The sequence below is a fragment of the Nocardia noduli genome (assembly GCF_019038455.1).
In the GTDB taxonomy this organism is placed as follows: Bacteria; Actinomycetota; Actinomycetes; order Mycobacteriales; family Mycobacteriaceae; genus Nocardia; species Nocardia noduli.
In genome coordinates, this window is record NZ_JAFMPL010000008.1 from 111,845 (window position 1) to 126,959 (window position 15,115).

General features: G+C 68.2%; 1 protein-coding gene (only partly in view). It reads left to right on the plus strand.

Going from position 1 to position 15,115, the window contains the following annotated elements; translation table 11 throughout:
• Nucleotides 1–15,115: the 5' end (the start) of a non-ribosomal peptide synthase/polyketide synthase gene (locus JZ792_RS07810; RefSeq protein WP_216908312.1), read on the plus strand. It continues 22,052 nt past the right edge of the window; 15,115 of the gene's 37,167 nt are visible here — the first part of the coding sequence; the start codon lies at nucleotides 1–3; its stop codon lies off the right edge, out of view.

The window sequence follows — 15,115 nt, forward strand, 5'->3', positions numbered from 1 at the left end:
TTGGACCGGCTGGATTTCGGCGGGAACGGCGAAGCTGGTGGCGAGTACTTCCCACTGTCGCCCGCGCAGCTGGGCATCTGGTATGCCCAGCACGTCGATCCGCAGGTGCCGATCAATATCGCACAGTATGTCGACATCGACGGTGATCTCGACGTAGGCGCGCTGGAACAGGCGAGCCGCGATGCCGCGACCGACATCGGTTCGGGCTTCCTGAAGATCGTCGAACGCGACGGCGAACCGGTGCAGACGATCGATCCGTCGCTGGATTCGACCCTGGAATACGTCGACCTGCGTGAGGCCGACGATCCCGAGGCCGCGGCGGCCGAGTGGATGCGGGCCGAGTACAGCCGACCCCTCGACATCTCCCGTGATCGCCTGATCCGCGCGGCGGCGCTGCACCTGGCCGATTCGCGTTGGTACTGGTACTCGCGGGCGCATCACATCGTGCTCGACGGTTTCGGCGCCATGACCTTCATGAACCGGATCGCGGAGCTGTACACGGCGGCGGTGAACGGCGAGGAGCCCAAACCCGCCAAGGCCACCGATCTGCGCACGCTCTACGAGCAGGAGATCGCCTACCGCGACAGTTCGCGGTTCGTGTCCGACCGACAGCACTGGGCCGAGCGGGTGGAGGGGCTGGAAGAGGGTTCCAGTCTCGAGGGGCGTTCCGCGCCGCCGTCGCCGGTCAACGGGATCGCCAGCGCCGCGCTGTCGACCGAGCAGAACGATCTGCTCGGCGCCGCGGTCGAACGCCACGACAATTCGCCCGCCGGTCTGCTGATCGCCGGTTTCGCGGCGTATCTGGCCCAGATCACCGGCGCCCAGGACGTGATCCTGAGCCTGCCGGTGACCGCGCGCACGACCGCGGCGATGCGGCGTTCGGGTGGCGTCGTGTCCAATATCGTGCCGCTGCGTTTGACGGTCGCGCACGACACGACTGTCGCCGACCTGCTGAAATCGGTGACGGTCGAGGTGTCGGGGGCGCTGCGTCATCAGCGGTACCGGCACGAGGACATCCGCCGCGACGCCGCGGGCGACGGTGTGGTGACCACCGAGTTCTTCGGCCCCTGGGTCAACATCATGCTGTTCCACAGCGAGATGACGCTCGGCCCGATGGTCGGCCGGTTGAACGTGCTGTCCACCGGCAGCATCGAGGATCTCGGCGTCAACTTCTACCAGTCGGGCACGGGCTCGCACATCGATTTCGAGACCAACCCGAACCTCTATACCGACGACGAGGCGCGCACCCATCACGCGCGGTTCATGGAATTCTTCGCGCGGTTCCTGGCGGCCGACGCCGGGATCGCGGTGTGGGATCTGCCGGTCACCACCGAGGCCGAGCGCGAGCTGACGCTGCTGGAGTGGAACGACGCCGAGCAGGCTGTTCCGACCACGACCTTGCCCGCGCTGCTGGACGCGCAGATCGAGGCGACCCCGGACAATATCGCGCTCGATTTCGAGGGCGCGACGCTGACGTACGCGGAGTTCGGGGCGCGGGTCAACCGGCTGGCGCGGTTCCTGATCGCCGACGGGGTCGGCCCGGAGTCGCTGGTCGCGCTGGGGATGCGGCGTTCGCTGGAATTGGTCGTCGGCATGCACGCGGTGCTGCGGGCCGGTGGCGCGTACGTGCCGATCGATCCGGATCATCCGGCCGATCGCACCGCCTACATCCTCGAATCCGCGGACCCGGTCTGCGTGCTGACGCTCTCGCACGACGATCTGGAACTGCCGGAGTCGGTGCGGCGGGTGGAGATCGACACCCTCGACGTGTCGGAGTTCTCGGACGCGCCGATCACCGACGCGCAGCGCGGTGCGCCGCTGCGCGAGGACAACACCGCCTACGTGATCTACACGTCGGGCTCGACCGGACGCCCGAAGGGTGTCGCGGTCACCCATCACGCGATCGTCAACCAAGAGCTGTGGATGCTCGACGAGTACCGGTTGCGCGCGGACGACGTCTACCTACAGAAGACCGCCACCACCTTCGACGTGTCGCTGTGGGGATATTTCCTGCCGTTGATGGTGGGCGCGAAACTCGTCGTCGCGGCCCCGGACGGGCATCGCGATCCGCTGTACGTGGCGGACATGATCGAGCGGCACGGCGTGACCGTGACCGATTTCGTGCCGTCCATGCTGACGGTTTTCGTCACCCACGCCACCGAAGCGCAGTGCGCGACGTTGCGCGCGGTCTTCGTGATCGGCGAGGCGTTGCCGCCGGAGACCGCCGCGGGGTTCCGCGCGATCTCCACCGCCGGTCTGCACAACCTGTACGGGCCGACCGAGGCCGCGGTCTCGGTGACCTACTGGGAGGCCACCGCCGCCGACACGGCCACCGTCCCGATCGGTATTCCGGAGTGGAATGTCGAGGTCTACGTGCTGGACGCGCGGCTGCGTCCGGCCGCGATCGGCGCTCCCGGTGAGCTGTATCTGGGCGGCCGTCAGCTGGCGCGCGGGTATCGCGGACGCCAGGATCTGACCTCGGACCGGTTCGTCGCGAATCCGTTCGGCACCGGCGGGCAGCGCATGTACCGCACGGGCGACCTGGTGCGCTGGAATGGGGCGGGTGTCCTCGAGTACATCGGTCGTACCGATTTCCAGGTGAAATTCCGTGGTCAGCGCATCGAGTTGGGCGAGATCGAGACCGTCACCCTGGCGCATCCGTCGGTGAGCCAGTCCGCGGTGCTCGTGGTCGACACCGCGACCGGTCAGCAATTGGTGGCCTATGTCGTTTCCGCGCCGGGGCAGTCCGTCGATCCGGTCGAGCTGACGCGTTTCGCCGCCGAGCAGTTGCCCGGCTACATGGTGCCCGCCTCGGTGATGGTGCTGGATGGTTTCCCGCTCAACACCAGCGGCAAGCTGGACCGGAAGGCGCTGCCGGAGCCGGTGTTCAGCGTGGACGCGGCCGGTTTCCGCGCGCCGCGCACCCAGGCCGAGCAGATCGTGGCGGGGATCTTCGCCGATGTGCTGTCCCAGGATCGGGTCGGCATCGACGACAACTTCTTCGATCTCGGCGGTAACTCGCTGGTCGCCACCCAGGTCGTGTCGCGCATCGGCGCGGCGTTCGGCACCCAGATCGGTGTGCGCGCGCTGTTCGAGACGCCGACCGTCGCGGGCCTGGCGACCCGCGCCGAGCAGGCGACGCCCGCCGACAGTTCCCGTCCGCCGCTGGTCGCCCAGCAGTTGCCCGCCCGGGTGCCGCTGTCGCTGGCGCAACAGCGGATGTGGTTCATCAACCAGTTCGATCCGACCGCGCCCACCTACAACCTGCCGTTCGTGGTGCGGTTGCGCGGACATGTCGACATCCCGGCGCTGAAGACCGCGCTCGACGATGTGATGGCGCGCCAGGAATCGCTGCGCACCGTCTTCCCCGAATCCGGGGACGGCGGCTACCAGCAGGTGGTGCCCGACGACGAGATCAACCTGGCCATCGCGGTCGCCTCGATCGACGAATCCGAACTCCAGGCCACCCTGACCGAATTCGCCTCCACCGGATTCGACGTCTCGCGCGAACTGCCGATCCGCGTGCGGATCTACCAGGTCACCGGCGGTTCGACCAACGGCACCCCCGATCACGCGGTCGCGTTCGTCGTCCATCACATCGCCGCCGACGGTTTCTCGTTCGGGCCGCTCTCGCGCGATGTCGCCTCGGCCTACCTCGCGCGCGCCGCGGGGGAGGCGCCCGCGTGGTCGCCGCTGCCGGTGCAATACCAGGACTACAGCGTCTGGCAGCGCGAGTTGCTCGGTTCCGAATCCGATCCCGGTTCGATGGCCGCGCGCGAGATCGCTTACTGGCGTAGGCAATTGGCTGGCCTGCCGGATCAGCTCGACCTGCCGACCGATCGTCCGCGTCCGCCGATGCAGAGTTTCGCGGGCAGTCGGGTGACCTTCGAGGTCGATGTCGATCTGCACATCCGGCTCGCAGCCCTTGCGCGCGCGCAAGGTGTCAGCCTGTTCATGGTGATGCACGCGTCACTCGCGCTGCTGCTGGCGCGACTGTCCGGCACCGACGACATCGCCATCGGCACGCCGGTGGCGGGCCGTGGCGAACAGGCGCTCGACGATCTCATCGGCATGTTCGTCAACACCCTGGTCCTGCGTTCGGAAATCGAGGGCGGCCAGCCGTTCACCGAACTGCTCGCCCGCACCCGCGACACCGACCTCGCCGCGTTCGCCTACGCGGACGTGCCGTTCGAACGACTCGTCGAGGTCATCAACCCGACCCGTTCCCAGGCGCGGCACCCGCTGTTCCAGGTGATGTTGTCGTTCCAGGAGATGTCGCACGCCGGACTGGAATTGCCGGGTCTTTCGGTGACCGCCGACGAACTCGACGTCGACATCGCCAAATTCGATCTCCAGTGGACGGTCACCGAGGAACGCGGCGGGCAGGGTGAACCCGCGGGCATGTCCGCGGTGGTCTCCTTCGCCACCGATCTGTTCGACGCGGACACCGTCGCGGAATTCGCCCGCCGTTTCCTGCGTGTGCTCGAAACCGTCGCCGCCGCACCGGAATCCATGGTGCACGATATCGACATCCTCGACGAGGTCGAGCGCGCCCAGGTGCTGACCGGGTGGAACCGGACCGCCGCCGAGGTGCCCGAGGCGACCCTGGCCTCGATGTTCGGGGCCCGTGTCGAGCGGACGCCGGACGCGTCCGCGCTCACCTTCGACGCGACGACTCTGTCCTACGCCGAGTTCTCGGCGCGGGTGAATCGTCTTGCCAGGCACCTGATCTCGCTCGGCGTCGGCCCGGAGTCGATGGTCGCGCTCGGCATGAGCCGTTCGCTGGAACTGGTGATCGGCATGTACGCGGTGACGGTGGCCGGTGGCGCGTACGTGCCGCTCGATCCGGATCATCCGGCCGATCGCACCCGCTACGTGCTCGAGACCGCGGCACCGGTCTGTGTGCTGACCACCTCGCGCGAAGGCTTCGACGCGGGCGAGGTCGCGACGGTCGACATCGACACTCTCGACCTCGACGGATATTCCGACGCCGCCGTCTCGGACGCGGATCGTCGTGCGCCGCTGCGTCCGTCGAACACCGCCTACGTCATCTTCACCTCCGGTTCGACCGGCCGCCCCAAGGGTGTCGCCGTCTCGCATGCCGCGATCGTGAACCGCCTGGTGTGGATGCAGGCCGAGTACGGGCTCGAATCCGACGACGTGGTGTTGCAGAAGACCCCGGCCACCTTCGATGTGTCGGTGTGGGAGTTCTTCTGGCCCTTGCAGATCGGCGCGCGCCTGGTGGTCGCCAAGCCGGACGGGCACCGCGATCCCGGCTATCTGATCGACGTCATCACCGACGAACAGGTCACCGTGGCGCATTTCGTGCCGTCGATGATGTCGGTGTTCGTGGCCGAGGGCGGCGCGGACGAATGTGTCACCCTGCGGCATGTGTTCGCCTCCGGTGAGGCGCTGCCCGCCGCGACGGCGCAGAAGTTGCGCGAGCTGACCGGCGCGCGTCTGCACAATCTCTACGGTCCGACCGAGGCTGCGGTCGACGTCACCTATCACGAGGTGATGGCCACCGACACGGTATCGGTGCCGATCGGCGCTCCGGTCTTCAACACCATTGTCTACGTGTTGGATTCGCGGTTGCATCCGGTGCCGGTGGGTGTCGCGGGTGAGCTGTATCTGGCGGGCGTGCAGTTGGCGCGCGGGTACGTGGCCAGGCCGGATCTGACCGCCGATCGTTTCGTCGCGGATCCCTTCGATCCCGCCGGTGCGCGGATGTATCGCACCGGTGACCTGGTGACCTGGACGGCGGCCGGTGAGCTGGAGTACCTGGGCCGTACCGACTTCCAGGTGAAGTTGCGTGGTCTGCGTATCGAACTCGGCGAGATCGAGGCGGCGCTGACCGGGCTGGCTTCGGTGGCCCAAGCCGTCGTGCTCGTGCGTTCCGACGATCGTCTCGGTGATCAGTTGGTCGCCTACGTGGTCGCGAGCGCGGGACACGGTATCGACGTCGACGTCATCCGTGCCGCGCTGGGCAGTGAACTGCCCGCGTACATGATCCCGACGGCCTTCGTGACGTTGGACGCCTTCCCGCTCAACGCTTCCGGCAAGCTCGATCGCCGGGCGCTGCCCGCGCCGGTGTTCGAGGTCAAGGTCTTCCGCGCGCCCTCCACGCCGATCGAGGAGATCGTCGCCCAGATCTTCGGCGAGGTGCTCGGCATCGGCCGGATCGGCGTCGACGACGATTTCTTCGATCTCGGCGGCAACTCGCTGATCGCCACCCAGGTGGCGTCGCGGCTCGGCATCGCGCTCGACACCAGGGTGCCGGTGCGCATGCTCTTCGACGCCTCCACCGTCGCGGCGCTGGCCGCGCGCGTGGAATCGCGGGCCGGTGACGGCGCGCGCAAGGCGCTGGTCGCGCGCGAACGTCCAGAGGACGTCCCGCTGTCGCTGGCACAGCAGCGCATGTGGTTCCTCAACCGCTTCGACACCGAATCGGCGGTGAACAACATCCCCGTCGCCATCCGGCTCTCCGGCGAACTGGATGTGGCCGCGTTGCAGGTCGCCGTGATCGACGTGATCGACCGGCACGAATCGCTGCGCACCGTCTTCCCCGAAACCGCGGCGGGACCGGTGCAGGTGGTGCTGGACGCGGCGCAGATCGTGCCGGACCTGACGCCGTACCGGGTCACCGAGAACACCCTCTTCGATCACCTGATCGACCTGGCCTCCATGGCCTTCGACGTCACCAGCGAAGTGCCGCTGCACGCGCGGCTGTTCGAGATCAGCGAGACCGAGTACGTGCTCGGCATGGTGATGCACCACATCTCCGCCGACGGCTGGTCCATGGGCCCGCTGGCCCGCGACGTGATGGTGGCCTATGCCGCGCGCACGCTGTGGGAGCCGCCCGCCTGGACCGCGCTGCCGGTGCAGTACGCGGACTACTCGCTGTGGCAGCGCGAGGTACTCGGTTCCGAAACGGATCCGCAGTCGCTGATCTCCAACCAGATCGCCTACTGGACACGCGAACTCGCCGACCTCCCCGACGAACTGGTCCTGCCGTCGGATCGGCCGCGGCCCGCGGTGGCGACCTACCGCGGCGGCACCTACCCGTTCGTCATCTCGGGGCAGACCCAGCACGCCCTGGTCGAGTTGGGGCGTCGCTACAACGCCTCGCCGTTCATGGTGATGCACAGCGCGCTCGCGATCCTGCTGTCCCGGCTGTCCGGCAGCGACGATATCGCCATCGGCACGCCCGTCGCCGGTCGCGGTGAGGCCGCGCTCGACGACCTGATCGGCATGTTCGTCAACACCCTCGTGCTGCGCACCGATGTCGACGGCACCGCCAGTTTCGCGGATCTGCTCGCCACCGCGCGCGAGAAGGATCTGCACGCGTTCGCCAACGCGGACGTGCCGTTCGAGCGCCTGGTCGAGGTGCTGAACCCGGCGCGTTCGCAGGCCCGCCACCCGCTGTTCCAGGTCATGCTGGCCTTCCAGAACACCAAGCAGGCCAACCTGGAACTGCCCGGCCTGTCCATCAACGGCGTCGACTACGACGCGGGTCTGGCCAAATTCGACCTGCAATTGACCTTGCAGGAGATCCAGGACGAGAACGGCGAGCCGTCCGGCATGTCCGCCGAATTCTCCTACGCTCTCGACCTTTTCGACGAGCACACCGTCGCGGATCTCGCGCGCAGGCTCGACCGCGTTCTCACCGCCATCATCGCCGACCCGGATGTGCCGGTCGGCGATATCGACCTGCTCGACCGCGACGAGACCGATCTCGCGTTGCGCGGCTGGAATTCCACCGTGCGGGAGTTGGATTCGGCGAGCACGCTGGTGGCGGAGTTCGCTCGTCAGGAGTCGGTGACTCCGGACGCGGTGGCGATCGTTGATCCGGCCGGTGGTGTGGCGTTGACGTACGCGGAGTTCGGTGCGCGTGTGCATCGTCTGGCTCGGCGTCTGATCGCGGCGGGTGTGGGTCCGGAGTCGTTGGTGGGCTTGGGGATCCGCCGTTCGGTGGATCTCGTCGTGGCCGTGTACGCGGTGCAGGAGGCCGGTGGCGGTTACGTGCCGCTGGATCCGGATCAGCCCGCCGAGCGGGTGGGACATGTGCTCGAGTCCGCGGCACCGGTCTGTGTATTGACCACCGCGCGTGACGGTTTCGACGCCGCCGGTATCGAGACCCTGGTGATCGACGAGCTGGATCTGTCCGGCTACTCGGACACCCCGGTGTCGGACGCCGAGCGGATCGCGCCGCTGCTCGCGCGGCATCCCGCCTACGTGATCTTCACCTCCGGTTCGACGGGGCGCCCGAAGGGCGTGTCCATCCCGCATACCGCCGCGGTGAACCAGGTCAGGTGGATCACCGGTCAGTACGGCATCGGCGTCGACGATGTCGTGCTGTTCAAGACGCCGCCGACCTTCGACGTGTCGGTGTGGGAGCTGTTCGGTCCCTTGTCCACCGGTGGCCGCATCGTCGTGGCCACGCCGGACGGTCATCGGGATCCGCAGTATCTGGCGGAGGTGATCGCGTCCGAGCGGGTGACGATGACCTCGTTCGTCCCATCGATGCTGAGCGTCTTCGCGGGCACCGTCGATGCCACGGGTATCGGCGGCCGGGCGCTGTCCTCGCTGCGCGGGCTGATCCTCGCCGGTGAGGCGTTGACCGGTGACGCCGTGCGGGCGATCCGGCGGGTGAGCTCGGCCGCGGTCTACAACCTGTACGGCCCGACCGAAACCACCGTGCACGTCACCCATCTACCCGGCCCGGTCTCCGAGGAGGCCGAGGGGACCGTGTCGATCGGCGTTCCGGTGTGGAACGCGCAGGCGTTCGTGTTGGATTCGCGGTTGCATCCGGTTCCGGTCGGTGTCGCGGGTGAGCTGTATCTCGCCGGTAATCAGTTGGCACGCGGCTACCACGGTCGGGTGGATCTGACGGCGGATCGCTTCGTGGCGAACCCGTTCGGCGCGCCGGGTGACCGGATGTACCGCACCGGCGACCTGGTGACCCGTTCGGCGGACGGCTCGATCGGCTACCTGGGGCGTACCGACTTCCAGGTGAAACTGCGCGGCCTGCGCATCGAACTCGGCGAGGTCGAGACGGCCCTGACCGGGTACGAACCGGTCGCCCAGGCGGTGGCCCTTGTGCGCTCGGACGCGCACACCGGCGATCAACTCGTCGCCTACGTGGTTCCCGCCCCCGATTCCGGCTTCGACCTGGAAGAACTGCGGACCTACCTGGGCGGCGTGCTGCCCTCGTACATGGTCCCCGGGGCGATCGTGGTCATCGACGCGATGCCGCTGACGCCCAACGGCAAACTGGATCGCCGGGCGCTGCCCGAGCCGGTCTTCGAGGCGCGCGAGTTCCGTGCGCCGTCGACGCCGATCGAGGAGATCGTCGCCGACACCTTCGCCGACGTGCTCGGTCTGGTTGGGGAACGACCGGTCGGCCTCGACGACGATTTCTTCGATCTCGGGGGCAACTCGCTGATCGCCACCCAGGTGGTCGCACGGCTCAGCGCCGCGCTCGATACCAGGGTGCCGGTGCGGCTGCTGTTCGAAGCGCCGACCGTGGTCGCGCTCGCCGCGCGCATGGAAGTCCACGCGGGCACCGGTGGCCGCGCGGCCTTGACCGCGCGCACCAGGCCCGAACATCCGCCGTTGTCGCTGGCACAGCAGCGCATGTGGTTCCTCAACCGGTTCGACACCGATTCGGCGGCGAGCAATATCCCGGTCGCGGTCCGGCTGCACGGCCACCTCGATCTGGACGCGCTGCGCGGTGCGGTGGCCGACGTGCTGGCCAGGCACGAATCGCTGCGCACGGTCTACCCGTCGCACGAGGGCATCGCCTACCAGCAGGTGCTTCCGATGGCGCGGGCGATTCCGCCCTTCGACGTGGTCTCGCTGACCGAGGACGAGATCCCCGGCGCGCTCTACGAATTCGTGATCCCCGGCTTCGATGTCACCGGTGAGTCGCCGCTGCGGCTGCGTGTGTTCCGCGTCGAGGGCAACAACGGCAAGCGCTGGCGCGACACCACCCAGGACTACGTGCTCGCGGTGGTCGTGCACCACATCGCGGCCGACGGCTTCTCCATGCGGCCGCTGGTACGCGATCTCATGTCGGCCTATATCGCGCGCCGCTCGGAGTCGGCGCCGACCTGGTCGCCGCTCGCCGTGCAGTACATCGACTACGCGTTGTGGCAGCGTGAGACGCTCGGCAGCGAGGACGATCCGGCATCGTTGATCTCGGCGCAACTGAACTACTGGCGCGACGCGCTGGCCGGACTGCCGGAGGAACTGCGGCTGTCGCAGCGTCCGCGCCGCGCCGTCGCGACCTACCGGGCGGGCACCCACCGATTCCGGGTTCCGGGTGAACTCGTCGACGAATTGAACCGTCTGGCCCACGCCAACGGGACCACACTGTTCATGGTGGTGCACGGCGCCTTCGCCACGCTGCTGGCCCGGCTGTCCGGCACCGACGACATCGCGATCGGCATCCCGGCCGCGGGCCGTGGCGAACAGGGTCTCGACGACCTCGTCGGCATGTTCGTCAACACCCTGGTGCTGCGGGCGCACGTCGATCCCGCGACCGCGTTCCGCGATCTGCTCGCGCAGGTGCGCGAACGGGACCTCCAGGCCTTCGCGCACACCGATGTGCCGTTCGAGCGCCTCGTCGAGGTGCTGAACCCGGCGCGTTCGCAGGCCCGTCATCCGCTGTTCCAGGTGATGCTGTCGTTCCAGAACCTGGGCCGGACCAGCCTGGAACTGCCCGGTCTTCGGGTGTCGGAACTCGAGATCGACCAGCCGACAGCCAAATTCGACCTGCAACTGACCCTCGGCGAGACGCCGGGCGGTCAGCCCCGCGAATTCGGCGCGGCCCCCATGGACGCCGAACTCGTCTACGCCGCGGATCTTTTCGATGGCGCGTTCGCCGATTCCTTCGCCGAGCGGTTCCTGCGGGTGCTGCGCGGCATCACCGCCGACCCGGCCGCGATCGTCGGCGATATAGATCTGCTCGACGACACCGAGCGGGCCCTGGTGCTCGACGAGTGGAACGCCACCGAATTCGTGGTCGACGCCGCGCTGACCTCCCCGGTCGGCGACGCCGCCGCGACCCTGGTGGCGATGTTCGAGGCGCAGGCCGCGCGCACACCCGACGCGATCGCGCTCACGTTCGAGGGGACGAGTCTGTCCTACGCCGAGTTCGCGAGCCGGGTGCACCGGTTGGCGCGCTGGCTCAAGCAGGCCGGTGTCGGCCCGGAATCCTATGTCGGCCTCGGCATGCGGCGTTCGCTCGATCTGCTCGTCGGCATCTACGCGGTCAACGCCGCGGGCGGCGCGTACGTGCCGCTGGACCCGGATCATCCGGCCGAGCGCATCGAGCACATCCTGCGTATCGCGGGACCGGTCTGTGTCCTGACCTCGGGCGACGATATCGCGACGACCCGCACCCGGCAGGTGCGCATCGATCGGCTCGACCTGTCCGGATTCTCCGACGCTCCGCTGACCGACGCCGACCGGCATCGTCCGCTGCGTCCGGGCAACACCGCCTACGTCATCTTCACCTCCGGCTCCACCGGACGCCCGAAGGGTGTCGCGGTCTCGCACGAGGCGATCGTGAACCGCCTGGTGTGGATGCACGCGCAGTACGGGCTGTCCGCCGAAGACGTGGTGCTCCAGAAGACGCCCGCGACCTTCGACGTGTCGGTGTGGGAGTTCTTCTGGCCCTTGCAGGTCGGCGCGCGCCTGGTGATCGCCAAGCCGGAGGGTCATCGCGATCCGGCCTACCTGGTCAGGACCATCGTCGATCAGCGGGTCACGACCGCGCACTTCGTGCCGTCGATGCTCTCGGTGTTCGTCGCCGAAAGCGGGGCCGACGAATGCGTCGGCCTGCGCAACGTGTTCGCCTCCGGAGAGGCGCTGCCCGCAGCGACGGCGCAGAAATTGCGCGAGCTGACCGGCGCGCGCCTGCACAATCTCTACGGCCCCACCGAAGCCGCCGTCGACGTCACCTTCCACGAGGTGACCGACGCCGACGTCCTGTCGGTGCCGATCGGCGCCCCGGTGTTCAACACCGGTGTGCTCGTGTTGGATTCGCGGCTGCGGCCGGTTCCGGTGGGTGTCGCGGGCGAGCTGTATCTCACGGGTGCGCAGTTGGCGCACGGGTACGTCGGCCGCCCCGATCTGACCTGTGATCGGTTCATCGCCGATCCGTTCGCGCGCGACGGTGAACGTGCCTACCGCACCGGCGATCTGGTTGTCTGGACGCCGGACGGAGAACTCGAGTACCTCGGCCGGGCCGATTTCCAGGTGAAGGTGCGCGGTCTGCGGATCGAACTCGGTGAGATCGAAACCGCGCTCACCGCACAGGATTCCGTGGCCCAGGCGGTCGTGCTGGTGCGCCGGGACGAGCGCACCGGCGATCAGTTGGTCGCCTACCTGATCGGTGACCCCGATCGGGCCATCGCGATCGATTCGGTGAAAACCGTGCTCGGCAGGCAGTTGCCGCCCTACATGGTGCCCGCCGCCTACGTCGTGCTCGACGCGTTCCCGCTGAATCCGTCCGGCAAACTCGACCGCAAGGCGTTGCCGGACCCGGTGTTCGAGGCACGGGAATACCGCGCGCCCGCCACACCGGTGCAGCAGATCGTCGCGAGCACCTTCGCCGAGGTATTGACCGTCGAGCGGATCGGTCTCGACGACGATTTCTTCGAGCTCGGCGGCAACTCGCTGATCGCCACGCAGGTGGTGGCCCGGCTCGGCCAGGCGCTCGACACCGAAGTGCCCGTGCGACTGCTGTTCGAGGCGTCGACGGTCGACGCGCTCGCCGCGCGGGTGGAATCGGCCGCGGGCCAGGGCGGTCGCGTCCCGTTGGCCCCGCGCCCGCGGCCCGCCGCGATCACGCTGGCGAACGGGGAGACCGCCGCGCTGGTGCCGCTGTCGTCGGCCCAGCAGCGCATGTGGTTCCTCAATCGCTTCGACAACCGCAGCGCGGTCAACAACATCCCGGTCGCGGTCCGGCTCACCGGCGAACTCGATGTCGTCGCGCTGAACGCGGCCATCGGAGACGTGCTGACCCGCCACGAGGCGCTGCGCACCGTCTACCCCGATGTCGACGGCACCGGCTATCAGCGGGTGCTGCACGCCGACGAGGTGCGTTTCGCGCTGAGCGCCGAAACGGTGAGTTCGACCGCGCTGTCGGCCCGCATCATCGAGCTTGCCGGTACGCATTTCGACGTGACCAGCGCGATCCCGTTCCGCGCCGGTCTGCTCAGCCTCGACGAACGCAGTCACATCGTGGTGCTCGTCATGCACCACATCAGCGGTGACGGTTTCTCTTTGCGGCCGCTGCTGCGCGATGTCGTGCTCGCCTACACCGAACGCGCTCGCGGCGAGATTCCCGCGTGGTCGTCGCTCGAGGTGCAGTACGCCGACTACACGCTGTGGCAGAACGAGGTACTCGGTTCCGAGGACGATCCGGAATCGGTAGCCGCCGCCCAGCTCACCTACTGGGCCGAGCAGTTGCGCGACCTGCCCGATCAGATCGAACTGCCCGCCGACCGCCCGCGCCCGGAGATCGCCTCCAACAGTGGTGGGCTGCACCACTTCTCGGTCGACGCCGAACTGCATCGCGCGCTCACCGAGGTGGCGCGCGCGCACGGCGCGACCCTGTTCATGGTGGTGCACGCGGCGCTCGCGACCTGGGCGGCCAGACTGTCCAACAGCACCGATATCGCGATCGGCACCCCGATCGCCGGCCGTGGCGAACGCGCGCTCGACGATCTCGTCGGCATGTTCGTCAACACCCTGGTGCTGCGTACCGACGTCGCGGGTGACCCGACCTTCTCGGAACTGCTCGCGCAGGTCCGCCGCACCGATCTGGCCGCGTTCGCGCACGCCGACGTGCCTTTCGAACGTCTCGTCGACGTGCTGAGCCCGGCCCGTTCGCAGGCGCACCACCCGCTGTTCCAGGTGGCGCTGACCTTCGAGGCCGCCTCGGCCGCCGACGCCGGTACCGTCGCGCTGCCGGGCCTGAATCTCGACGTCGTCGAATTCGACGCGGGCACAGCCAAATTCGATGTGCAGCTGACGGTGGGCGAAACCGCCGACGGCGCGTTGTCGCTGTCGTGGAACTACGCCACGGAACTGTTCGATCCCGAGACGGTGGCGTCCTTCGCCGATCGTCTGGTGCGCATCCTGCACGCGGTCGCCGAGGATCCCACGGTCGTCGTCGGCGATATCGACCTGCTCGGCGAGGCCGAACGCCTCGATCTGTCGCAGCGCTGGGTCTCCTCCGGACCCGATACCGTCACCGGACGTTTCGCCGATGCGGGACTCACCCTCGCCTCGTTGTTCGACGAGGTGGTCACCGCGCATCCGCATCGCACGGCCGCGAGATTCGGCGCGGATTCGCTGACCTACGACGAGCTGGACCGGCGCGCGAATGTGCTGGCGCGCAGACTCATCGACGACGGCGCCGGACCCGGATCGCTGGTCGCGGTCATCCTGCCGCGGTCGCTCGACCTGGTCGTCGCGTTGCTCGCCGTGGTCAAGACCGGCGCGGGGTACGTCCCGGTCGATCCCGCCTACCCGGCCGATCGCATCGCCTACGTCCTGTCGGATTCGCGTCCGACCAGCGTGATCCTGGATTCCTCCGTCGAGATCTCCGCCGCGTCCGACCTGCCGACCGTGGTGCTGGACGGATGGGCCGTGGAGACCGGCAATATCGTCGACGCCGACGACGGGCCCGTCACCGACGACGAGCGCAACGCGCCGCTGCGCCCGGACGACATCGCCTACGTCATCTACACCTCCGGTTCCACCGGACGACCCAAGGGCGTCGCGGTCGCGCACCGGAATGTGGTGCGGCTGTTCGCGAATACCGATCGCGACTTCGGTTTCGGGCCGGAGGACGTGTGGACGCTGTTCCACTCCTACGCCTTCGACTTCTCGGTGTGGGAACTGTGGGGCCCGCTGCTGTTCGGCGGCGCGGTCGTGGTCGTGGACTACTACACCTCGCGTTCGCCCGAACAGTTCCTGGAACTGCTGCGCGAGGAACGCGTCACGGTGCTCAACCAGACGCCGTCGGCCTTCTACCAGCTGGCCGAAGCCGATCGCAACGCCGGCTCCGACGCGTCCCCGCTGGCGCTGCGGTACGTGG